15 protein-coding genes and 1 pseudogene are annotated in these 20,573 nt (G+C 72.7%); 9 read left to right on the forward strand and 7 right to left on the reverse strand.

The features are described from left to right. Positions 1-309 precede the first annotated feature (309 nt). The 5 genes from Vau01_RS37850 (at position 310) to Vau01_RS37870 (ending at position 8,436) form a co-directional block, all read left to right on the forward strand. On the forward strand, positions 310-3,405 hold the full coding sequence (locus Vau01_RS37850) for a lantibiotic dehydratase (protein WP_204003864.1): 3,096 nt from the start codon (positions 310-312) through the stop codon (positions 3,403-3,405). Next, the gene (locus Vau01_RS37855) at positions 3,402-4,766 is read left to right on the forward strand and encodes a lanthionine synthetase C family protein (protein ID WP_204003866.1); all 1,365 of its coding nucleotides are present in this window, start codon (positions 3,402-3,404) and stop codon (positions 4,764-4,766) included. The genes Vau01_RS37850 and Vau01_RS37855 overlap by 4 nt, the downstream gene beginning before the upstream one ends. Positions 4,767-4,787: 21 nt before the next feature. Next, positions 4,788-4,964 (forward strand): hypothetical protein, encoded by a 177-nt coding sequence (locus Vau01_RS37860; protein WP_204003869.1) that lies wholly within the window; start codon positions 4,788-4,790, stop codon positions 4,962-4,964. A gap of 107 nt (positions 4,965-5,071) precedes the next feature. After that, positions 5,072-5,383, forward strand: coding sequence for a hypothetical protein (locus Vau01_RS37865; protein ID WP_204003871.1), 312 nt, complete (start codon positions 5,072-5,074; stop codon positions 5,381-5,383). Continuing rightward, positions 5,350-8,436 carry an AfsR/SARP family transcriptional regulator gene (locus Vau01_RS37870; RefSeq protein ID WP_204003874.1) on the forward strand — a complete coding sequence of 1,029 codons (3,087 nt, stop codon included), beginning with the start codon at positions 5,350-5,352 and terminating at the stop codon, positions 8,434-8,436. Before Vau01_RS37865 ends, Vau01_RS37870 begins: the two co-directional genes overlap by 34 nt. Positions 8,437-8,491: 55 nt before the next feature. Here Vau01_RS37870 and Vau01_RS37875 read toward each other — a convergent pair whose 3' ends face one another. The 5 genes and pseudogenes from Vau01_RS37875 to Vau01_RS65405 all read right to left on the reverse strand — a co-directional run. Next, positions 8,492-9,640 (reverse strand): hypothetical protein, encoded by a 1,149-nt coding sequence (locus tag Vau01_RS37875; protein WP_204003877.1) that lies wholly within the window; start codon positions 9,638-9,640, stop codon positions 8,492-8,494. A gap of 159 nt (positions 9,641-9,799) precedes the next feature. Continuing rightward, positions 9,800-10,507 (reverse strand): hypothetical protein, encoded by a 708-nt coding sequence (locus tag Vau01_RS37880; RefSeq protein WP_204003879.1) that lies wholly within the window; start codon positions 10,505-10,507, stop codon positions 9,800-9,802. Further along, positions 10,507-11,049, reverse strand: a complete 543-nt coding sequence (locus tag Vau01_RS37885; RefSeq protein ID WP_204003881.1) for a SigE family RNA polymerase sigma factor — start codon at positions 11,047-11,049, stop codon at positions 10,507-10,509. The genes Vau01_RS37880 and Vau01_RS37885 overlap by 1 nt, the downstream gene beginning before the upstream one ends. Before the next feature lie 40 nt (positions 11,050-11,089). Next, positions 11,090-13,162 (reverse strand): molybdopterin-dependent oxidoreductase, encoded by a 2,073-nt coding sequence (locus Vau01_RS37890; protein ID WP_373320364.1) that lies wholly within the window; start codon positions 13,160-13,162, stop codon positions 11,090-11,092. Between the two features lie 98 nt (positions 13,163-13,260). Continuing rightward, positions 13,261-13,338, reverse strand: a pseudogene (locus Vau01_RS65405) (hypothetical protein); the annotation flags it as partial. Positions 13,339-13,704: 366 nt separating this feature from the next. Between Vau01_RS65405 and Vau01_RS37895 the strand changes: the two are divergent. Genes Vau01_RS37895 through Vau01_RS37905 form a run of 3 tightly spaced genes read left to right on the forward strand, consistent with a single transcriptional unit; the run spans position 13,705 to position 15,834 of the window. Further along, a complete protein-coding gene (locus Vau01_RS37895) occupies positions 13,705-14,673 on the forward strand; it encodes an ATP-binding cassette domain-containing protein (RefSeq protein WP_204003895.1) in 969 nt (322 codons plus the stop codon). Next, positions 14,670-15,410: an ABC transporter permease gene (locus tag Vau01_RS37900; protein WP_204003897.1), complete on the forward strand. Its 741-nt coding sequence runs from the start codon at positions 14,670-14,672 to the stop codon at positions 15,408-15,410. Before Vau01_RS37895 ends, Vau01_RS37900 begins: the two co-directional genes overlap by 4 nt. Before the next feature lies 1 nt (position 15,411). Continuing rightward, the gene (locus tag Vau01_RS37905) at positions 15,412-15,834 is read left to right on the forward strand and encodes a hypothetical protein (protein ID WP_204003900.1); all 423 of its coding nucleotides are present in this window, start codon (positions 15,412-15,414) and stop codon (positions 15,832-15,834) included. Here Vau01_RS37905 and Vau01_RS37910 read toward each other — a convergent pair. Together Vau01_RS37910 and Vau01_RS37915 are read right to left on the reverse strand one after the other, a co-directional pair. Continuing rightward, a complete protein-coding gene (locus tag Vau01_RS37910) occupies positions 15,812-18,922 on the reverse strand; it encodes an ATP-binding protein (RefSeq protein WP_204003903.1) in 3,111 nt (1,036 codons plus the stop codon). The two genes, Vau01_RS37905 and Vau01_RS37910, sit on opposite strands and share 23 nt — an antisense overlap. 88 nt (positions 18,923-19,010) lie before the next feature. Further along, positions 19,011-19,856 (reverse strand): alpha/beta fold hydrolase, encoded by an 846-nt coding sequence (locus Vau01_RS37915; protein WP_204003906.1) that lies wholly within the window; start codon positions 19,854-19,856, stop codon positions 19,011-19,013. Positions 19,857-19,946: 90 nt separating this feature from the next. Between Vau01_RS37915 and Vau01_RS37920 the strand changes: the two genes are divergently transcribed. Continuing rightward, positions 19,947-20,540: a TetR/AcrR family transcriptional regulator gene (locus Vau01_RS37920; RefSeq protein WP_204003908.1), complete on the forward strand. Its 594-nt coding sequence runs from the start codon at positions 19,947-19,949 to the stop codon at positions 20,538-20,540. Positions 20,541-20,573 lie beyond the last annotated feature (33 nt).

The raw sequence follows: 20,573 nt of genomic DNA on the forward strand, positions 1-20,573 counted from the left end.
CCACTCGTACCGAGCCCACGCCACCCGCAACCACCACGTGTACGCGCGCACTTCGGCGAAAACACCATCCAGATGACATGCTTGCGCGATCGTGGAACGCCCGGCACCCGGCGAAGACGTCCGGCGACGACATTGCAAGCATCCACGTCGCCGCTGACGCTGTACTGACGCGCCGATGGCGTTGCCGCGTCGGTGATGCGTCCGCGACGGCGTGGCGATGGCGGCGCGCTGACGCGGGCCTTCAGGCGCTCCGACGGGCGGCCAGGACGTGTCTACAGTTCACCGGACCCGACCCGAGGAGACCCACCCATGGCCGAACCGCCGCGGTTCACGCCGGCCCACGTGGCGTTGTTGCGTGTGCCGACGCTGCCCGTGACACGGTCCGCCGCGACCCGGGTCGACCTGGACCTGGACGACCCCGAACGGCTCGCCGGTTTCCTGCGCACGGTGCTCGACGACCCGGTGCTGCGGGAGGCGGTGGAGGTGTCCAGCGAGTCGCTGGCACGCACGCTTGGCCGGCTCGATCACCGCCTCCCGGTCGAGCCGGCCAAGTTGCGGCGCGCGGCGCTCGCGGTGACCCGGTACCTGCTGCGGATGTCCGGCCGGCCGACACCGTTCGGACTGCTCGCCGGTGTCGCGGTGGCACGGTTCGACGACAGCGAGACGGCCGGCGCCGCCACCAAGGTCCGGTTCGACACCGGGCACCGCAAGGGGGTGCGTCCCGACGCCGGTTGGCTGTCGGCGGTGGTCGCCGAATGGGAGGGCCGGTCGGAGGTCCGCCGGCACCTGCGCGTAGTCGTCAACGACCTGTGCCAGATCCGCGGCGACCGGCTGGTGCTGCCGTACGTGCGGCGCGCAGCCGGCACCGCACCGGGGGAACGGGTGCAGGAACTGTCGGTGCGCTACACCGAGCCGGTGCGTCGTGCGGTGACGGCGGCGGCCCGGCCGGTGGCGTTCCGGGACCTGGCGGACCGGCTCGCGGCGGCATTCCCGCATGCGGGACCCGACCGGATCGACGCACTGCTCGGCACCCTCGTCGCACAGGACATCCTGCTCACCGACCTGCGTCCGCCGCTGGACACCGGCGACGCGCTCGGGTACGTGCTGGACCGGCTCGAAGCCGCCGGCGCTTCCGTGGCCGACCTACGATCCGTCGCGGGGCACCTCGCGCGCTATGCCGCCGAGCCGCTGGGCGCCGGCCTGCCGGCCTGGCGGGACGCGGTCGCGGCAATGCGCGCCCGGAACACGTCGGACGGCGCGACGATCCAGGTGGACCTCCGCGTCGACGTCGACGTCACGCTACCCCGTGCGGTCGCCGAGGAGGCGGCGCGGGCGGCCGCGGCGCTGTGGCGGCTCGCGCCGGGGCCGACCGAACCGCCGCACCTCGCGCAGTACCGCGCGGCGTTCGTCGAATGGTACGGCCTGGACCGCCCGGTTCCGCTCGGCGAACTGATCGACCCCGAACGCGGACTCGGCGCGCCGGCCGGATACCAGGTTCCGCCCGGCGACCGGACCCTCGAACCGGTCGCCGAACACGCCTCCACCCGCGACGAGATCCTCGCCGAACTGGTCGAACTGGCGCTGCTCGACGGGTCCGGAGAGGTCGTGCTGACCGACGAGGTGATCGAGCGGCTGGCCGGGCCGGACCGCCACGAACCGCCACCGGAGTCCGTCGAGCTCAGCGTCCAGGTCCTCGCCGGATCGACCGCCGCGTTGGACGACGGGACCTTCCGGTTGGTGACGGGGGCGGCGTCGTCCACCGCGGGCGCGATCTTCGGCCGGTTCGCCCATCTGTTCGCCGACGGCGCATACCTGACCGCCACGGCCGCCGGGGATCCACCCGGCGAACCGGTGCGGGCCCAGCTCGTGTTCGCGCCGTTGGAGCCGCGGCACGCGAACGTCATCCAGGTGCCGAAGATCTGTGCGGAGACGATCGCGGTCGGAACCTTCGCGGACCGGTCCGACCCGACGGTGCTGGGCCTCGCGGACCTTGCTGTGGTCGCTGGGCGCCACCGGCTGGCCCTGCGGTCCGTCCGGCACGGCCGGGAGATCGACGCGGTCTCCCCGCACATGCTCGTCCGGGACTACTCGTCGGCGAACGCGGTCCGCCTCATCCGGGAGATCGCGTCCAGTCGATACCGGGAATTCAACGGCTGGTCGTGGGGCAGGGTCATGCTGCTTTCCCGGCTGCCCCGGGTTCGCTACGGCCGCACCGTGCTGGCGCCGGCCACCTGGCAACTGCCGGAGAGGCTGCGGGACAAGGCGCTGTCGTGGCCGGACTGGAGCCGCGAACTCGATGCGTGGCGCCAGCGGTGGCGGGTGCCCGACCGGATCCTGGCGACGACGTACGACAACCGCGTCGAACTCGACCTGACGGTGACGCTGCACCGGCACCTCCTGCGCGACGAGACCCGGCGCCGTCCCACGCTGATCGTCAGCGAGGTGCTCAACACCGAGGCGGAGAAGGGCTGGCTCGGCGGCCATGCCAACGAGGTCGTGATCCCGATGGCGGTGCGTACCGCGCCTGAACCGGCCCGGTCTGCGGCCCGGACGCCGGCATCCGCGCCGGTCGTGCCGGCCAGGGCGCACCTGCCCGGCGGCGAGTGGCTCTACGCCAAGCTCTACTGTGGACGGTCCCGCCACAACGAGATCCTCGGCGCACACCTGCCCGACCTGATCGAGCGGGTCGGGTCCGATGTGGACAGATGGTTCTTCATCCGGTACGTCGACCCCCTGCCGCACCTGCGGCTGCGGTTCCACGGCGACCCGTCCGTTCTCAACGGCGCCGTGCTGCCGATGCTGCACGACTGGGCCGCCGAACTGTGCGCGGCCGGGTTGGCCGGCCGGCTCGCGCTCGACGCGTACGAGCCCGAGACGGTCCGCTACGGCGGCCCCGACGCCCTGGAGGCCGCCGAGCGGGCGTTCGCCGCGGACAGCGATGCGGTGCTCGCGCAGGTGCGGGCCTGCGACGCGGGTCTGGATCTCGCGCCCGACCTGCTCGCCGCGGCCAACTACGTCGACCTGCTGCGCGCGCTCGACGTGCCGGACTGGACCGGGTGGTTGCTGGACGAGTTCCCGGAAGGCAGGCACCACGCCGCGTTCCGGCGGATCCGCCGCGAGGCCCTGCGACTGGTGGACGCGACCGGCGACGCGCCGGCACTGTCCGATGTGGAGGGTGGGGTGGCGATCCGGACGGCGTGGCAGCGGCGCGTGCCGGCGTTCGCGGCATACGGCCGGCGCCTGCGGGCGCTCGGCGACACCGAACGCGGCACGGCCCTCGCCGCGCTGCTGCACATGCACCACAACCGGCTGGTCGGCATCGACCCCGAGAGCGAGGCCCGGTCGCTGGCCATCGCGCGCGGGGCGGTCGCCGCACACCTCGACCGGGCCCGGTTCGGCTCGTGACGGCCGATCACCTGGTCGCCGTCGACGTCGAACTCCGGTCGCGGGCGTCGGCGATCGTCGCGGACGTCGCCGAGCGGCTGGCCGACCCGACCGCGGTCGCCGCGTTCCACCGGGGATCGTCGGGACAGTTCTTCGCGCTGTCGCTCGCCGACGGCTACCCCGCGCTCGCGCTGCTGTACGCCGAACTCGGCCACACCGACCGCGCGTACCGGCGCACAGCCCACGCCCACCTCACCGCCGCGACGGGCGAGGGGGCGGGCACCATTACGAACGGGCCGGACGCGAGCCTGTACTACGGGTCGGCCGCGCTGGCGTTCGCGGCGTCGCGGGCCGCGCACCGGCCCGGCGAGTACGCCGGCCTGCTGACCCCGCTCGACGAGCGCATCGCGGCCGGGGTGACAAAAGCGCTCGCACCGGAACGGGAACGGATGGCGGCCGGGCGCGCCGGCACGGCGTTCGCCCGTTACGACGTCATCAGCGGGGCGGCCGGCGTCGGGCGGTACCTGCTGGACCGGTGCGTACATGGTCCCGGCGGCCCGGCACGGACAGCACTCACCGAGATCCTCGCGTACCTGACGGCGCTCAGCCGGCCCGTCGGCGACCTGCCCGGCTGGTGGGTGAACCACGCACCGGACACCGGGCCGGGCGAACACGCCAACGCCGGCCTGGCGCACGGCGTCCCCGGCCCGCTGGCACTGCTGGCCGTGGCCTGGACGGCCGGGGTGCGGGTGCCGGGCCAGGACGAGGCGATCGACCGGTACGCCACCTGGCTGCTCGACTGGAGCGGGCGCGACGCCGACGGACCGTACTGGCCGGACACCCTGCCCCGGGAGACACTGCGCAGCCGGCCCGTTCGGCCGGTCCGCGCCCGGGCCGCGTGGTGCTACGGCACGTTCGGGGTGGCCCGGGCGTTGCAACTGGCCGGCGCCGCCGCCGGCCGGCCGGCGTGGACCACCGCAGCCGTGACGGCGGCCGAGGCCGCCGCGGAGGCGGTCGTCGCCGACCCGCCGTGCGGACCCGCCGACGGACCCGACGGGAACCACGACCATCTCGGCCGGCCGACCGAGTCCGGCCTGTGCCACGGGTGGGGCGGCCTGCTGCACCTCACCCGCCGGGTCGCCGCCGATGCGGGCGATCCGCCCGGCCTGCGGTCGGCCGTATCCGGGCTCGCCCGCCGGGTGGCCACGCTGTACGACCCGCAGGCGCGGTTCGGGTTCCGGGCCCGCGACCCGGTGACGTGGGAGCTGACCGACATGTCCGGCTTCCTCGAAGGAGCGGCCGGAACCGCGCTGGCATTGCACGCGTACGCGACCGGCGAACCACCCGCGAGCGGCTGGGACGCCGCTCTGCTCGTCGTCTGACAAGCACCGAAGGAGACCACCATGCCGGACCGACCGGCCCCGCCCTGGGCGGCGCTCTTCGCCAAGCCGGAACAGGCCGACCAGCTCAGCTGGGGACGCGAACCGATGGTGTTCGCCGCGTCCGACGCGGCGGACCTGGTGGCGGCGGTGGCGCCGGCGGCACCGGAACCCGAGCTCCGCCTGGCCTGGCCCGCCTGAGCGGCCGTGACGACCCGGGGCCCCTACCCGACGGGGTAGGGGCCCCCACCCACAGTTATCCAGGCACGCAGAGGATGTGTTCCCGGTCGGTCCCTACGCAGCCATCCGTGATCCGCACGCTGTCCGAGGCCACGTCGTTGATCCGGACGCTGTCCGGGCCGGCGCCCGCGTGGATCGGCACCGCCGCGAAGAGCGCACCGACCACGAACGCCGATGCCCGCAGCGTCGCCGCCCGGCGGCGCGGGGTTGAGGTTCTGTTCATCGCCATGGGACGAGCATGCTCATCGGTGGCTTCATGGCGGCTTGATCGCGACCGGCTGAATGAAGCCGGGCGGCAGGCGCCGAACCATACGCTGACCCAAATCCCTACATCAGGAAGGCCACCGTGGCGGTCGAGTTCGGCGTTCTCGGTCCGATGACGGCGATGGTGGACGGTCGGCCGGTGGCCGTGCCGGCGACCAAGCATCGGATTCTGCTCGCGGCGCTGCTGTTGCGGGCGAACCAGGTGGTGACGGTCTCGGAGTTGGTGGAGTATCTGTGGACGGGTGCGCCGCCGGCCGATGCCCGCGGCACGGTGCAGACGTACGTGCACCGGTTGCGCAAGATGTTCGGCCGGCCCGACCTGATCGTCACGCAGGGCAACGGCTATCTGGTCAGAGTGCCCCCGGTCGACCTTGATCTGCACCGTTTCCGGAGCCTGTTGAAGCAGGCCGACGAGGCGGCCGCCGACGCCGATCCCGAAGCGGAGTCCGCCTGCCTGCGCGCCGCGCTCGCCCTGTGGCGGGGGCCGGTGCTCGCCGACGTGCCGTCGGAGCTGCTCCGCGCGGTCCGCTTGGCGGTGGAGGAGGACCGGCTGTGGGCCATCGAGCGGTCGATCGACGTCGAACTGGCGGCCGGACGTTATGCGGACCTCGTGTCGGAGCTACGCGGTCTGACCGCCGAGCACCCGCTGCGGGAGCGGCTCTGGCAGCAGCTGATGCTCGCCCTGTACGGCAGCGGACGCCAGGCCGAGGCGCTGGAGGCGTTCCGCACCGTCGGCCGGAAGCTACGCGAGGAGATAGGCATCGAGCCCGGCGAGGATCTGTGCGCGCTGCACAAGGCGATGCTGGCCAACGATGTGAGCCTGGTGACGCCGGTGGCAGCGGTGCCTCAGCCGGACAGCGCGGCGGCCTGGACCGCGCTGTGCACTCTCCCCTTGGACATCCGCCGGCATGTCGGGCGTGAGGAGCTGATCACGCGGGCGGAGCAGGAGTTGACGTGCGGAGGCGACGCCGGCCGGGTGCCCGTGATGGCCGTCTGGGGGCCAGCGGGCGTCGGCAAGACCGCGCTGGCCGTGCGGATCGCGCATCACCTGCGCGACACGTTTCCGGACGGCCAGTGGTACGTGCGGCTGACCGGCTCGCGTGGCGGCCGCGAACCGACGGAGGTGCTCGCCGAGCTGCTCCAGGCGTCCGGGCTCGATCCGATCCGGATTCCGGAGCAGCCGGATGCCCGCGCCGCCCTGTTGCGGGCCCGACTGGCGGGACGCCGTGTGTTGCTTCTCCTCGACGATGCCACCGACGCGGCGCAGGTTCGGCCCCTGCTGCCCGGTACGGCCGGGCCCGCGGTCGTCGTCACCAGCCGGTCCGATCTTCGTGGCCTCGCCGCGCTGCACGACGTGTGGGCGGTGGCGCTCGACGTCCTGTCGACCGCCCAGGCGCAGACGCTACTGGCGCAGGTCATTCCCGACGTGGTGGGAGAATCACCCGAGCTGGTGGACACGCTTGCCCGACTCTGCGGTCACCTGCCGCTGGCTCTGCGGCTGGCCGCCGCCAACCTGATCGGGCGCCCGCGAGCCGAGGTCGCCCGCTACCTGTCGCAGCTCCAGACCGGGGAGCGACTTCGCTACCTCGCTGTCGCGGGGGACCCGCAGGCGGCCATCCGCACCACGTTCGCCCTCTCCTACCTGGCGTTGCCGGCACCCGCGGCGCGCCTGTTCCGGCTGCTCGGGGCGGCACCGGGCGACGACGTCACGCGGGAAACGGCGGCGGCGTTGCTGGGCACCGCACCGGTGGACGCGGAAGACCTGCTGGAGCAGCTGACCGCGCGGAGCCTGCTGCAGCAACACCACATCGGGCGCTACCAACTGCACGACCTCCTGCGGATGTACGCGGCGGAGCGGACCACCGCGGAAGACCCGGTCACCGTTCGGCTGGACGCGCTGCGCCGGCTGTTCGATCACTACCTGAGCACCGCGGACGCGGCCGGCAGGGTGCTGTATCCGGACCTGGCCCGCCTGCGCCGGCCGGAATCCGGCCCGGCCGATCCGGTGGCGTTCGATTCCCCGGCTGCCGCGCTGTCCTATCTGGACGCCGAGCGGCACAACCTGGTCGCCGCCATCGCGGCCGCCGAACACACGCTGCCGCCGTACACGTGGCACCTCACCGACGCACTGCGCGGCTACTTCCATTCGCACAGCACCACCGATCAGTGGCGGGCCGCGGTCACCAGCGGACTCGCCGCGGCCGACCGGACCGGCGACCTGCCCGCACAGGCGGCGATGCACCTGAGCCAGGGCACGCTGTTCTGGCATCTCGCCCGTCATCCGGAGGCGCTCGACGAAACGGAACGGGCCCGGGAGGTGAGCCGGACGACCGGCGAACCGGTCATCGAAGCCGCCGCACTGATCAACCTCGGCGTGATCCACCTCGAGTGCGGCCACCCGGCCCGGGCCGCCGCCCACTTCCAGCAGGCCATCGCCCTCCCGCACGCCGATCGCCAGGAGTTCGCCACGGCGAACGCCCATGTCAACCTCGCCGGTGCCTACCTCGAAATGGGCGATCTGGCCGCCGCAGAGGAGGCCGCCACGCGGGCGAGCGCGCTCTGCGACCGGCTCGGCTCGCCACACTCCGCGGCGGTCGCGCGGGCCAACCTCGGCCAGGTGTACCAGGCTCAGGGCCGACTGGACGAGGCCGCAACGCAGCTCGGCGAGGCACTGGCGACCTTCCGCACCCTCCGGTCCAGAGGGGACACCGTGGAAACGACGGCCAACCTGGCGTCCGTGCTCCGCGAGTCCGGCCACCTCGACGACGCACTGGCCCTCGCGACCGCGGCCGTTGCCGAGGCACACGACCTCGACATCCCGCGGATCACCGCCGAACCCCTGGTCAGCCTGGGGTACGTGCACCTCGCCCGGTCGGAGTACGCCCTCGCCGCCGTGTCCCTCCACGAGGCACTGGGCCTGGTCGACCACGGCGGCCAGCGACGCACGGCCACCAAGGCCCGCATCGGCCTGGCCGACGTCAGCCGGTGCCTCGGCGACCTGGCCGCCAGCGCGACGTACGCCCGCCAGGCCCTCCGTGACGCCACGACACACGGACACCGGATCGAACAGAGAGCGGCCCTGACCGCGCTGGCGTACGCGACCCTGGCCATCCGCGAATCGAGGAAGGCAAGCCGACACGCGCCGAAGGCGATCGACATCGGCGTGTAGCGGGTCCACGTGGACCCGGCACGTAGGTGATCGCCCGCCGCGCTCCAGACAGCGCTCACGCGAGTTCGCGTACGTAGTCGAGGGCGGTCTCCGCTCCGCGGGCGATGACCGACGCGACCCCGATGCGGTCGAAGCCGACGATCGCGCCGGGTCCCGGATCCTCGACCATGCCCAGGCCGGTCGCGGCCGCCATGGCGGCGAAGGCGGTCCACGGCACGGGTGGGGGAGCGCCGCCGACGCGGTTCGTGGCGTGCAGCATCCTGGCGCGGGGGCCGCGTGCGGCGGGCGGGGTCAGCACGAACAACTTGTGCTGCAGCCCGTCGTCGACGATGTGCTCGAACTCCCAGCGCAGGCCCTCGGACGTGCCCGGTATCGCGACGATGCACCCGGCCGTCCGCATGAGCTCGGCGGCCCGCTTCTCCCAGTCGTCGTCGGCGAGGTACTCGCGTGCCGCGCCGCGCGCCGGCAGGTAGTCGGTCGGGTCGCCGAGGGCCACCAGCGGGCCGAGGTGGGCCACGATCTCGGGCCGGAGGAACTCGTCCATGGTGGCCCCGCGCACCACGTTCTCCAGAACGGAACCGGACACACCGACGTCGTCGGGCAATGCCGGTAGCCAGACCAGCAGCCGCTGATCGTCCTCGAAGTTGCGGAGATAGAGCACGGGTGGACGCTCGTCGGCGGCCTCCACGTCGGCGAGCGAGGGTTGCCGGGAGCGGCGCGCGGCCCAGAAGCACATCGAGCTGAGCATCAGGCCGGCCATGGTCAGTTGCAGGCCCGCGGTGACGCTGGTGCCCGTCCAGAAGATTGTGATCGCGAGGCCGAACGCGACCACCAGGACCAGCCAGCCGAGGCCGACGTAAGGCGTTCTGATCACCCGGCGGCCGGCGCGACGCACGGAGCGCTCCGGCAGGAACCGGACGACGCCGGCGCCGATGCCCGTCGCCGCGGCCAGGGTCGCGAAGATCGCGGCCAGGGAGACCGGTGCGATCGCGGCGTCCGGCAAATCCTCGACCAGCAGGATCGCGGAGACGACGAACACCGCGAAGACCACGAAGTTGAGGAGTACGAAGAGGACGGGCAGGAGGGGTCCCCGATAGCCCTTGGCCCGCGCCCGGCGCCCCAGCCGCGGGTAGGCCCACAGCATCGCGGCCACTATGACCGCCGCTCCGCCCACGATCGATGCGATCAGGATCAAGTCGAACATCGGTCGACGCCCTCCTGCGTCCTGTATAGGGCATCGGCCGATGGCGTGGTGTCGGGCGGCGGACTGTGCGGCAATGCGACGGTCGCGACGCGGGCCGCGCAGGACGTCCGTGCCCTGGCCGACGGGCTGGAGGGACTGGTGGCCCGGTTCCGGGTCTGATCAGTCGTCGTGGGCGCGGAAGAACCACCAGCCGTCGCGGATCCGGGTGTACTGCTCGCCGGGGAAGTTCGTGGGCGGCGGTGCGGCGGCGTCGGGCAGGTAGACGTACGCCCAGTTGTACTGCCAGGAGACGTCCTTGACCTGGACGTAGATGCCGCCGTTGTCGCCGCGGATCCGCTCGACGGCCAGCCCGGTCCGCTCGACGGCGTCGGTCATCCGGTTGAAGTCCGTCACGGCCCGGGCGTCGAACGGCGTCAACCTCTCGCAGTCCTCCTGGTCGCTGAAGTCGCCGCGGGAGTACTCCAGGATGCGGCACGTCCCCGGCTCCCGGAGGTAGTACCTGATCTGCAGCTCCCGCATCAGGGGCACCACCTCCCGTTCGAGGCGGTCGACGTCGTCGTTCCATTCGTCCGGTCCGGGCGGCCGGTCCGGGACGACGCGGGCCACCAGGGCCCGGAGGGCGTGACCGCCGGGGACGCTCACCGTGCCGCCGCCGGGAACGGGCAGCGGGCCGGCGAGCGCGAGTCCGACGTACGTGACGGCCACGGCGGCCACGGTCACGGCGGAGGTCCGGAGTTGGCGCCGGCGCCGGTGCCGCAGTGCGCCGCGGGCCCGGGCGGTGACCGCACGCGGGTCGAACGGCGTGTCGGGCAGGCCCGGTGCGCGGGTGCGGAGGTAGGCCACCAGGGCGTCGTCGGTGGGGTCCATCACGACCGCCCTTCGCCGAGCAGGGTGCGCAACCGGGCCAGGGCCCGCGCGTTGTGGGACTTGACGGTGCCGACCGAGACGCCGAGTTCGGCGGCGGTCTGCGCCTCGGTGAGGTCGAGCAGGTGACGCAGTACGACCACCCGTCGCTGGGCCGCCGGCAGTTCGGCCAGGACGCGGACGACCTCGTTGCGGTCGTTGACGGCGTCGGCGTGGCCCGGCGTCGCGTGCTCGGGCAGCGTGTCCGTGAGCAGCAGTTCCTGGCGGGTGGTGCGCCAGCGGTCGATCCGCAGGTTCACCAGGACCTTGCGGGCGTACGCCCGGGGATCGGCGATGCGGGCGCGCTCCCAGGACCGGTAGGTGCGTTCGAACGTGGCCTGCACCAGGTCCTCGGCGTGGGCCCGGTCGCCGCACAGCAGCAGCGCGACCCGGAGCAGGTACGGCCCGGCGTCGGCCACGAACACCTCGAACTGCTGGTCTCGGCCGTCACCGGCGCGTGGATGCCCGACGGCGTCCGACGGCGCCGAGGTCCGACCGCCTCGCATCCTCATACCTTCCACCACGGAGGCGGCCCTCAGAAGGTTGTCACCGGGCCAACGGCGCCAGGGTCGGCGGTTCGGTGACGGTGACCGGCGGCGGGGTCCCGGCGTACCGCTCGATCTGGACGCGGGCGTGCTGCCCGGCGCAGCCCTGGGAGAGCCGGGAACTGGGGACGTCGGCGGTGAGGACGTTGGGGTTGCCGTGGACGCACAGCACGCCGTCCGGGGTGTCGACGGGGTCGAACCAGGCGCCGGTGGCCAGTTGCACGACGCCGGGTCTGATCGCGTCGGTGAGGACCGCACCGGCGAGGCACGCGCCGCGGTCGTTGAAGATGCGCACCACGTCGCCGGCGGCGATGCCGCGGTTCGCGGCGTCGGCGGGGTTGATCGTCACCGGCTCCCGACCGTCCACTTTGGACGCCCGGCTGACCGGGCCGACGTCGAGCTGGCTGTGCAGGCGGGTGCTGGGCTGGTTGGCGATCAGGTGCAACGGGAAGCCGCTCGGCTCCGGTTCGAGCCATGCCGGGTGACCCGGGCAGTCGTCGTAGCCGAAGCCCCCGACGGTGTCGGAGGCCAGCTCGATGCGTCCACTCGGGGTTTTCAAAGGGTTCTTGTCGGGATCGGCGCGGAACCGTTCGAACAGCGTGAAGTCGGTGGGGCCGGGCGGCAGTTGGTATCCGCCGGCGGCCCAGAAGTCGGCGAAGCCCGGCGCGTCGGCGGTGCGCCACTTCTCGTAGAGGTGCACCAGCCACTCGCGGGCGGTGCGCCCCTCGGTGAACCCGTCGGCGAAACCGAGCCGCCGGGCGAGTCCGGCGAGGATGTCGTGGTCGTCGCGGGCCTCGCCGTACGGGTCGACGGCGCGGTGCATCGCGATGAGGTGGGTGTCGCGGCGCCCGCCGCCGAAGTCCTCGCGCTCCAGCGGCAGCGTCGCGGGGAGGACGATGTCGGCGTGCCGGGCGGTGGCCGTCCAGTGCGGCTCGTGCACGACGATCGTGTCGGGCCGGCCGAACGCGGTGCGCAGCCGGGCCAGATCCTGGTGGTGGTGGAACGGGTTGCCGCCGGCCCAGTACACGAGCCGGATGTCGGGGTAGGTCAGCACCTTGCCGTCGTAGTCGTAGGTGTCGCCGGGGTTGAGCAGCAGGTCGGCGATGCGGGCCACCGGGATGAACGTGCGAACCGGGTTGGTGCCCTGCGGCAGGTGCGGCAGCCGTACGACGGGGCCGTTGTCACCGACGTCACCCATCGAGCCGTACCCGTGCCCGAAACCGCCGCCGGGCAGGCCGATCTGGCCGAGCAGCGCGGCGAGCAGGAGCCCGGCCCACACCGGCTGCTCGCCGTACCGGATGCGCTGCAACGACCAGGTGACGGTGACCAGCGTCCGCTTCGCCGCCATCCGCCGCGCCAGGGCTCGGATGTCGTCGGCCGGGATGCCGCAGACGCCGGCGGCCCAGTCGGCGTCGCGCTCCTTCAGGTACTCCGCGACGGTGTCGAAGCCGACGCAGTACCGGTCGAGGAACGCCAGGTCGTGCAGCCCCTCGGCGATCAGCGTGTGGGCCAGCCCCAGCATGAGCGCGACGTCGGTGCCGGGCTCGACCGGGTACCAGGTGGCCGGTACCGTGGGCGGCAGGTCCGTCCTCAGTGGACTGACGAGGGCGACCTCGATGTTCCGCTCGGCGAGGGCCGCGAGGTGCCCGGGCGTGCCGTGCCGCGTGATGCCGCCGGGCGTCACGAACACGTTCTTCGCCGGGATGCCGCCGAACGCCACGACAAGCTCGGTGTTCGCGGTGATCGTCGGCCACGACGACGCCTTGCGCAGCACCGTGTCGGCGTCACCGACGACGTGCGGGAGGAGCACCACCGACGTGCCGTTGCTGTAGGAGTTGCGCGATCCGGTGAACCCGCCGAAGAGGTTGAGGAACCGGTGCAGCTGGCTCTGCGCGTGGTGGAACCGGCCGGCGCTCGCCCAGCCGTAGGAGCCGCCGAAGATCGCCTCGTTGCCGTGTTCGGCGCGCACCCTCCGCAGCTCCGCGGCCAGCAGGTCGAGCACCTCGTCCCAGTCGAGTTCGACGAACTCGTCGCGGCCCGCCGGTCGGTCGGGCCGGGACCGTGGTCGAGCCAGCCGCGGCGCACCGCGGGCCGGGCGACCCGGGTGGGGTGCCGCAACCCGTCGACCACGTTGCCCAGCAACGGCGACGGCGCCGGGTCGCTGGGGTGCGGCACGACGGCGAGCCGCCCGTCCGGCTCGACGCGCACCCCGAAGGCACCCCAGTGGGAGGTCGTGGGTATGACAGTCATGCCTCAACCAATACCTGATTCGTCGTCGGCCCCGCCGGTGCGCTCCTTCCGCCGCGCCTCTCTTGTGGGAGACAAGGGTCGGTTGCGGCAGACCTTTGTCTCCCGTAATCCGGGCTCGGATCGCCACCCCGTCACAGAGAGTGGCTGGATGAGTTGATCGAGGAAGATCGGGCCGGTGATGGCGAGCCCTTTCTTCCTCGATCGACTTTGTGTGCGACTCCCTGTTACCTGGGGGAGATGATATAGGCGTAAATATCGGACTCCGACCGCGCAAGTTCCTATGCGTGACGAGCGGGGACACCGTGTCAGGGGGCGTGTCAGGGGCGTGTCAGGGCGGTGGCATGGCGTCCGCCGATTGTTGCTGGCATGACAGCTACAGCGATTGCGGCCACGGGGCTGCGGAAGTCTTTCGGGGACAAGATCGTTCTCGACGGTGTCGACCTCGAGGTGCGAGCGGGCGAGGTGTTCTCCCTGCTCGGGCCGAACGGGGCGGGCAAGACCACGACGGTGAACGTGCTGACGACGTTGATCAAGGCGGACGCCGGAACGGTGCGGGTCGCCGGGTATGACGTGGCGAGCGAGACCAAGAGGGTGCGGGCGGCGATCGGGGTCACCGGGCAGTTCGCGGCGGTGGACGAGCTGCTGACCGGCCAGGAGAACCTGCAGCTCATGGTGGACCTGAGCCCGGTGCCGGCCCGGGAGGGCAAGCGGATCGTCGCCGAGTTGCTGGAGCGGTTCGACCTGGTGGAGGCGGCGAACAAGCCGGTCTCGACCTACTCCGGGGGCATGCGCCGCAAGCTGGACCTGGCGATGACGCTGGTCGGCAACCCGCGGATCATCTTCCTGGACGAGCCGACGACGGGCCTGGACCCGCGCAGCCGGCGCACGATGTGGTCGATCATCCGCGACCTGGTCGCCGACGGCGTGACCATTTTCCTCACCACCCAGTACCTCGAGGAAGCCGACCAGCTCGCCGACCGGGTCGCGGTCCTCGACCAGGGCCGCCTGGTCGCACAGGGCACGCCGGACGAGCTCAAACGCCAGATCCCCGGCACCCACGTGCGACTGCGGTTCACCACGGTGGAAGACCTCGACGCCGCGCAGAAACTGTTCGCCGGCTCCACGCGCGACGACGAGTCCCTCACGCTCCGCGTCCCCAGCGACGCCGGCACCGATTCCCTGCGGGCGCTGCTGGACCGCCTCGGCGAGCACTCCCTCGCCGCCGAGGAGTTCTCCGTACACACCCCCGACCTCGACGACGTCTTCCTCGCCCTGACGGGCCGGACCACGGACAGCACCACGGACACCACGAACAGCACGGAGGCTGCGAAATGAACCACTCGACCGTCATGCTGCGCCGCAACTTCAAGCACGTCGCCCGGAACCCGATGTCGGTGTTCAACGCGGTCCTGATGCCGATCATCGTCATGCTGATGTTCGTCTACATGATGGGTGACGCCTTCAGCGTCGGCGTCGACTACGTCGACTACGCCACGCCCGGGCTCATCCTGCTGGCCGTCTGCTACGGGCTCGGATCCGTGGCGACGTCGGTGAACTCCGACATGACCAAGGGGATCATCAACCGCTTCAAGGTCATGGACGTCTCCCGCGGCGCCGTGCTCACGGGTCACGTCATCACCAGCGTCCTCACCAACCTCATCGCCATCGCCGCCCTCATCGGGGTCGCGTTCCTGCTCGGGTTCAGCCCGGCGGCCGGTCCCCTCGACTGGCTCGGCGTCGTCGGCGTCGTGGTCCTGCTCGGCTTCGCCGCCGGCTGGCTCACCGTCGCCCTGGGGATCGCGGCGAAGTCACCCGAGACGGCGGGCCTGGCCGCCGTGCCGCTGATCATGCTGCCGTTCTTCAGCAGCGCGATCGTCCCGGCCGACAAGATGGGACCGGGCCTGCGTCAGTTCGCGGAGTACCAGCCCTTCACGCCGATCATCGAGACCATCCGCGGCCTGTTCGCCGGCGCACCGGACGCCGGTGACGTGATCCCCGCCGTCGGCTGGTGCCTCGCGATCGCCGTCGTCGGGTACCTGTGGGCGCGCTCCACGTTCAACAAGCGGGCCTGACATGCACGTCTTCGCCACACCCGGGCCCATCGTCGCCACCGTTCAGGTGGCCGGGGCCCGGGTGCGGCTCGTTGCGAGCGACCGGACCGACACCGTCGTGCGGGTCCGACCCGTCGACCCGGCGAACCGGTCCCACGTCCGGGTCGCCGCCCGGACCAGGGTCGAGTTCGCCGACGGACGGCTGTCGGTGCGGACGACCGTCTCCGGCGCCGTCGACATCACCATCGACCTGCCCACCGGCTCCAGCCTCGTCTCCTACCTCGCCCACGCCACCGTAGAGGCGGACGGCTCGCTCGGCGAATGCGAGCTGCACGCCGCGTCGAGCCGGGTCCGGCTCGACCGCGTCGGCGCGCTGCACGCGAACATCTCCGCCGGTCAACTCGCCGTCGGCCGGTCGTCCCTCACCCGGCGAGGGCGACCGTGACCAGTTCGGACCAGTCCGCCCGGCCGCCTTCCAGCGTCGCCTCGTCGAACCGGGCGTCGCCGAGGAGCTGCCGCGCGGTCCGCTCGATCCGGACCGCGTCCGGGTGGGACCGGTCCGCCAGGCCGCGCACGCCGGTGCTCGCACCGAGGAGCCGCGCGGCCTGCTCGGGCCGGTCGAGACGCAGCGCCAGGTCGGCGACGCCGACGAGCACCTGCGCGATGAACGGCGCGTGCCCCGCCTCGGCCGCGGCCCGGCAGGCCGCCGAACGGTGCGCCCGGGCCTCGTCGAGATCGTCGGTGAGGTAGCCGAGCAGGTCGTGGGTCGTCGCGCGGTTGTAGGCCTGCTCCGCTTCGTCGCCCATGAAGGTCGTCGCCACGGCGAGCTGGTGCTGCGCGTCCTCGGCCCGGCCGGCCCACCGGGCGAGCGTCGCCTTCGACAGGGCCAGCTCGGCCAGCGCGTCGGGCCAGGTGACGCGTTCGGCGTACCGCTCGGCCTCGGCGACGGCGGCCGCGCTGGCGTCCGCGTCACCCTGCAGCCAGTACAGCTGCGCCTGCCGCGACCGGGTCCGGATGACCCCGTCGACGTCGCCGACCTCGGCCAGGACCGCGGTCGCCTGGTCGAGGTACGCGCACGCACCGGCGAACTCGCCGCGCGTGGCGATGCGGTCCGCCAGCTCGTTGAGGGCGAACCAGATCCCGAACCGTTCGCCGAGCGCGCGGAACTCGGCCAGCGCCGTCTCCAGGTACGCGTCGGCGTCCCGCCCGCCGTGGCCGAGCAGGATCCGCATCTTGCCGAGCTGCAGCCGGGCGAGCGCGCGTACCCAGGGGTCCCCGCTGTCCAGCAACGATTCCCAGGCGGGCAGCAACGCGTCCGGCTCCCGCAACGAGCGTTCCATCGGGATGACCAGTGCCAGCGTCGGGTTGCGGAACCCGCTGAGCTCGCTGTAGCGGTACGCCTCGTGGATCCACTTCTCGGCCTGGTGCTCGTCGCCCCGCCCGCCGCTGACGAACGTCGCGATCAGCCCGTACACCAGGGCGCGGGTCTCGTCGGTCACCTCGCCGGGCACCTTCATGGCCGCCCTGAGCAGCTCGTTGCCTTCGGTCTTGTGCCCGCTGAGCCACCAGTACCAGCCGGCGGCCGCGGCGAGCCGCATGGCCGACTGCGCCTCGCCGGCGGCGATGGCCCAGCGCATCGCGGAGCTGATGTTGTCGTGCTCGGCTCCGAGCGTGGCGAGCCATTCCAGTTGGTCGGCGCGGCGCAGGTGCGGCTCCGCGGTCTCGGTGAGCTCGACGAAGTGGGCCAGGTGCGCGTGACGGGCGAGGTCGGACCCGCCCGCCTCCGCGAGCCGCTGTTCGGCGTACTCCTTGATCGTGCCGAGCATCCGGTAGCGCGGCGTGCCGTCATCCACGGCGACGAGCAACGACTTCTCGACCAACGCCGTGAGCAGTTCGAGCACGTCGCCGCCCCCGCAGACCCGCTCGGCCGCGTCGAGGCTCGCGCCGCCGGAGAACACCGAGAGCCGGCACAGCACGGTCCGTTCGGCGTCGGTCAGCAGTTCCCAGCTCCAGTCGACCATCGCCCGCAGCGTCCGGTGGCGGGGCAGCGCGGTGCGGCTGCCGCCGGTCAGCAGGCGGAACCGGTCGTCGAGCCGGGTGGCGAGCTGATCGAGAGACATGGTGCGCAGGCGGGCCGCCGCCAGTTCGATCGCCAGCGGCATCCCGTCGAGCGCCCGGCAGACGCGGGCCATCGTCTGCGGGTCGAGCGCGAGGTCCTTGCGCATCGCGCCGGCCCGGTCCACCAGCAACTGGACGGCGGGTGACGACCCGGGGTCGGCACTCCCCGCCGGGAGGGCCAGCGGCTCGACCAGCCACAGCGCCTCACCGGTGATGCCGAGCGGTTCCCGGCTCGTGGCGAGGATCCGTAGCCGGCGGCACTCCCCGAGCACCCGGTGGGCGAACGCCGCCGCCGACTCGATGACGTGCTCGCAGTTGTCCAGGATCAGCAGCATCTCCCGCTCGCGGATCGCGGCGACCAGCCGGTCCATCGGCTCCGCGTTCGGTGCCTCGCCGAGCAGCGCGTCCCGGAGGCCCAGGGCGGCGAGCGTCGCCTGCGCCACGTCGTCGTCGACGCCGATGGGGGCGAGCTCCACCAGCCACACCCCGTCCGGCAGGTCGCCGAGCAGCGTGCGCCCGGTCTCCGTCGAGAGTCTGGTCTTCCCCGCGCCGCCCGGCCCGACGAGGGTGGTCAGCCGGTGCTCGGCGACGAGTTCGCGGACGACGGCGATGTCGGCGTCCTTGCCCACGTAGCTGGTCAGCTCGGCCCGCAGGTTGGACTTCCGGTGCTCCTCCTTCGCCGGCCGGCCCAGCTCGCCCCGCAGCAGGGCGACGTGCAGCGCCGACAGCTCCGGCGCGGGGTCGACGCCCAGCGCGTCGGCCAGGGCCTCCCGCGTGCGTTCGTGCAGGAGCAGCGCCTCGCTGCCCCGGCCGGCGGCCGCGAGGGCACGCATCAGCGCGGCCACCAGGCGTTCCCGCATCGGGTGCGCGGCCACGAGGTCGGTCAGTTCGGTGACGAGTTGCGCACCGTGGCCGAGGCCGAGCTCCGCGTCGAACCGGTCCTCCAGCGCGTCCAGTCGCAGCCCGTCGAGGCGGGTGACCGCCGCGTCGAGCGCCGCGACGTCCTGGAGTTCGAGGTCCTGCATGGGTGTGCCACGCCACAGCGCGAGGGCCTCGCGCAGCAGCCGGACCCGCCCCGGAGCGTCCTCGTCGCGGGCCCGGCCGACCAGTCGTTCGAACCGCACCGCGTCGACGGCGTCGGGGTCCACCAGCAACCGGTAGCCGCCCGGTTGCCCCTCGACCGAGCCGTCCGGCAACGCCTTCCGCAACCGGGAAACCAGACGCTGCAGGGCATTCGCCGCATCGGCGGGCGGACGTTCGCCCCAGATCCAGTCGACGAGCGTCGCCTTCGGGACCACGCGCCCGGGTTCGAGCGCGAGGGCGACCACCAGCCCACGCAGTCGCGCGCCCGGCACATCGGCGAGGGTGCCGTCGTCCGTGCGCACTTCGAACGGTCCGAGCATCCCGATCTGCACGCGGCAGATTCTGCCACGGGGGTCCGGTGTCGGGGTCGGGCCGATCATCGCCCCCGTCAGCCGACGCGGCCGGTGCCGTTCGGGGCGGTCAGCCGGTCCGGGCGGGTCCGGCGGCGAGCGTGCCGAGGAACGTGGCCAGCAACCGGCCGATCCGCTCGGGCTCCTCCTCCTGGAGGAAGTGCCCGCACCGGTCCAGCACGGTCGCGTCCGCGTGGGGGATGCGGGCCGTCAGGCGGGCGACGGCCCGGTCGACGTCGGGCAGCAGCGGATCATGCCGGCCGAAGATGATCCGTACCGGTGCGGTGATGGCGGTGAGCCCGGCGGTCACCTCGGCCAGTGCCCGCGGGTCGAGTCCGTTCGCCGCGCGCAGCAGCGCTTCGCGGGCGTCGTCGTCGGCGAACGGCGCGGCGACGGCGGCGAGGGTGTCCTCGTCGAGCCGGGTTCCGCCGGCGACGCCGAGCCGCATGACCGTGGCGAGGCCGCGCGGGCTCACCAGGCGGTTCCGGGTGCCGGGCGCGGCCAGGACCCGGAGCAGTTCGGCGGCGGCGTCGGACACCTCGCCGTCCAGCACGGTGTTGAGGATGCCGAGGCCGAGGACGCGCTCCGGCCGGTGCAGCGCCCACGACACGGCGATCGGACCGCCGATGTCGTGGCCGACGAGCGCCAGCCGGTCGACGCCCAGGTCGTCGAGGAACCCGTCCAGGACGCGCTCGTGGTACGGGAGGTCGTACGGCGCGTCGAGCGGCTTGGTGGAGCCGCCGAAGCCGGGGAGGTCGATCGCGATGACGCGGTTCGCCGGTGCCAGCCAGGGGATGACGTCGCGCCACAGGTACGACGAGGTCGGCCAGCCGTGGATCAGGAGAACCGTCGGCCCGCGGCCGGCTTCGCGGTACGCGATCGTCAGCTCGCCGATCCGGGTCCGTCGCAGTGTCATGATCCGCTCCATCGAAATTCACACCGTCGAGTAACAAACCGACTGTCAGTCTGGAAACTAACAGACCGACAGTTCGATTACCATGCCCCGGTGAGCGACGTTCCGACCGACCGTCGGGTCCAACGCGGTCTGGCGACCCGGGACAGGCTGATCGAAACCGCCCGTCAGCTGTTCGGGGAGCACGGCTACGACGGCACGTCCATCGACGCGATCCTGCGGTCGGCCGGGATCCAGCGCGGCGCGCTGTACCACCACTTCGACTCCAAGCGGGCGGTCTTCGACGCCGTCCTCACCCGCGTCATGGCCGAGATCGCCGCCGAGGTCGTGACGGCCGCGCGGACGGCCGCCGACCCGGCGGCGAGCCTGCGCGCCGGGTGCATGGTCTGGCTCCACCGTTCGCTCGACCCGGCGATCCAGCGGATCGTGCTGCTCGACCCGCCGTCGGTGCTCGGCTGGACGCGGCAACGCGAGATAGACCGGCAGTACGTGTCCGGCGTGCGCCGCAACCTGGAACAGATGACGCGGGCGTCGACGCCCGGCGAGGTCGAGGTGCTGACCCACATGCTGCTGGCCGCCGTCGGCGAGGCCGCGCTGTACATCGCCCTCTCCGACGACCCGCGGGCCGCACTGGCCGCCGGCGAGGCAGCGGTCGACCGGTTCCTTCGCGCCGTCCCGACCCCGTGAATCATGCGACTCGGTGCTGCCCTGCCGTGCCCT

It is taken from the genome of Virgisporangium aurantiacum (assembly GCF_016863635.1).
GTDB classification, from domain to species: Bacteria; Actinomycetota; Actinomycetes; order Mycobacteriales; family Micromonosporaceae; genus Virgisporangium; species Virgisporangium aurantiacum.

What these genes read in the sequence shown, in the direction of transcription:
- Vau01_RS37880 (WP_204003879.1), bottom strand. Translation starts at nt 10,507, where the DNA reads ATGGACCCCACCGACGACGCCCTGGTGGCCTACCTCCGCACCCGCGCA.
- Vau01_RS37915 (WP_204003906.1), bottom strand. Translation starts at nt 19,856, where the DNA reads ATGACACTGCGACGGACCCGGATCGGCGAGCTGACGATCGCGTACCGC.
- Vau01_RS37900 (WP_204003897.1), top strand. Translation starts at nt 14,670, where the DNA reads ATGAACCACTCGACCGTCATGCTGCGCCGCAACTTCAAGCACGTCGCC.
- Vau01_RS37850 (WP_204003864.1), top strand. Translation starts at nt 310, where the DNA reads ATGGCCGAACCGCCGCGGTTCACGCCGGCCCACGTGGCGTTGTTGCGT.
- Vau01_RS37905 (WP_204003900.1), top strand. Translation starts at nt 15,412, where the DNA reads ATGCACGTCTTCGCCACACCCGGGCCCATCGTCGCCACCGTTCAGGTG.
- Vau01_RS37860 (WP_204003869.1), top strand. Translation starts at nt 4,788, where the DNA reads ATGCCGGACCGACCGGCCCCGCCCTGGGCGGCGCTCTTCGCCAAGCCG.
- Vau01_RS37895 (WP_204003895.1), top strand. Translation starts at nt 13,705, where the DNA reads ATGACAGCTACAGCGATTGCGGCCACGGGGCTGCGGAAGTCTTTCGGG.
- Vau01_RS37885 (WP_204003881.1), bottom strand. Translation starts at nt 11,049, where the DNA reads ATGCGAGGCGGTCGGACCTCGGCGCCGTCGGACGCCGTCGGGCATCCA.
- Vau01_RS37875 (WP_204003877.1), bottom strand. Translation starts at nt 9,640, where the DNA reads ATGTTCGACTTGATCCTGATCGCATCGATCGTGGGCGGAGCGGCGGTC.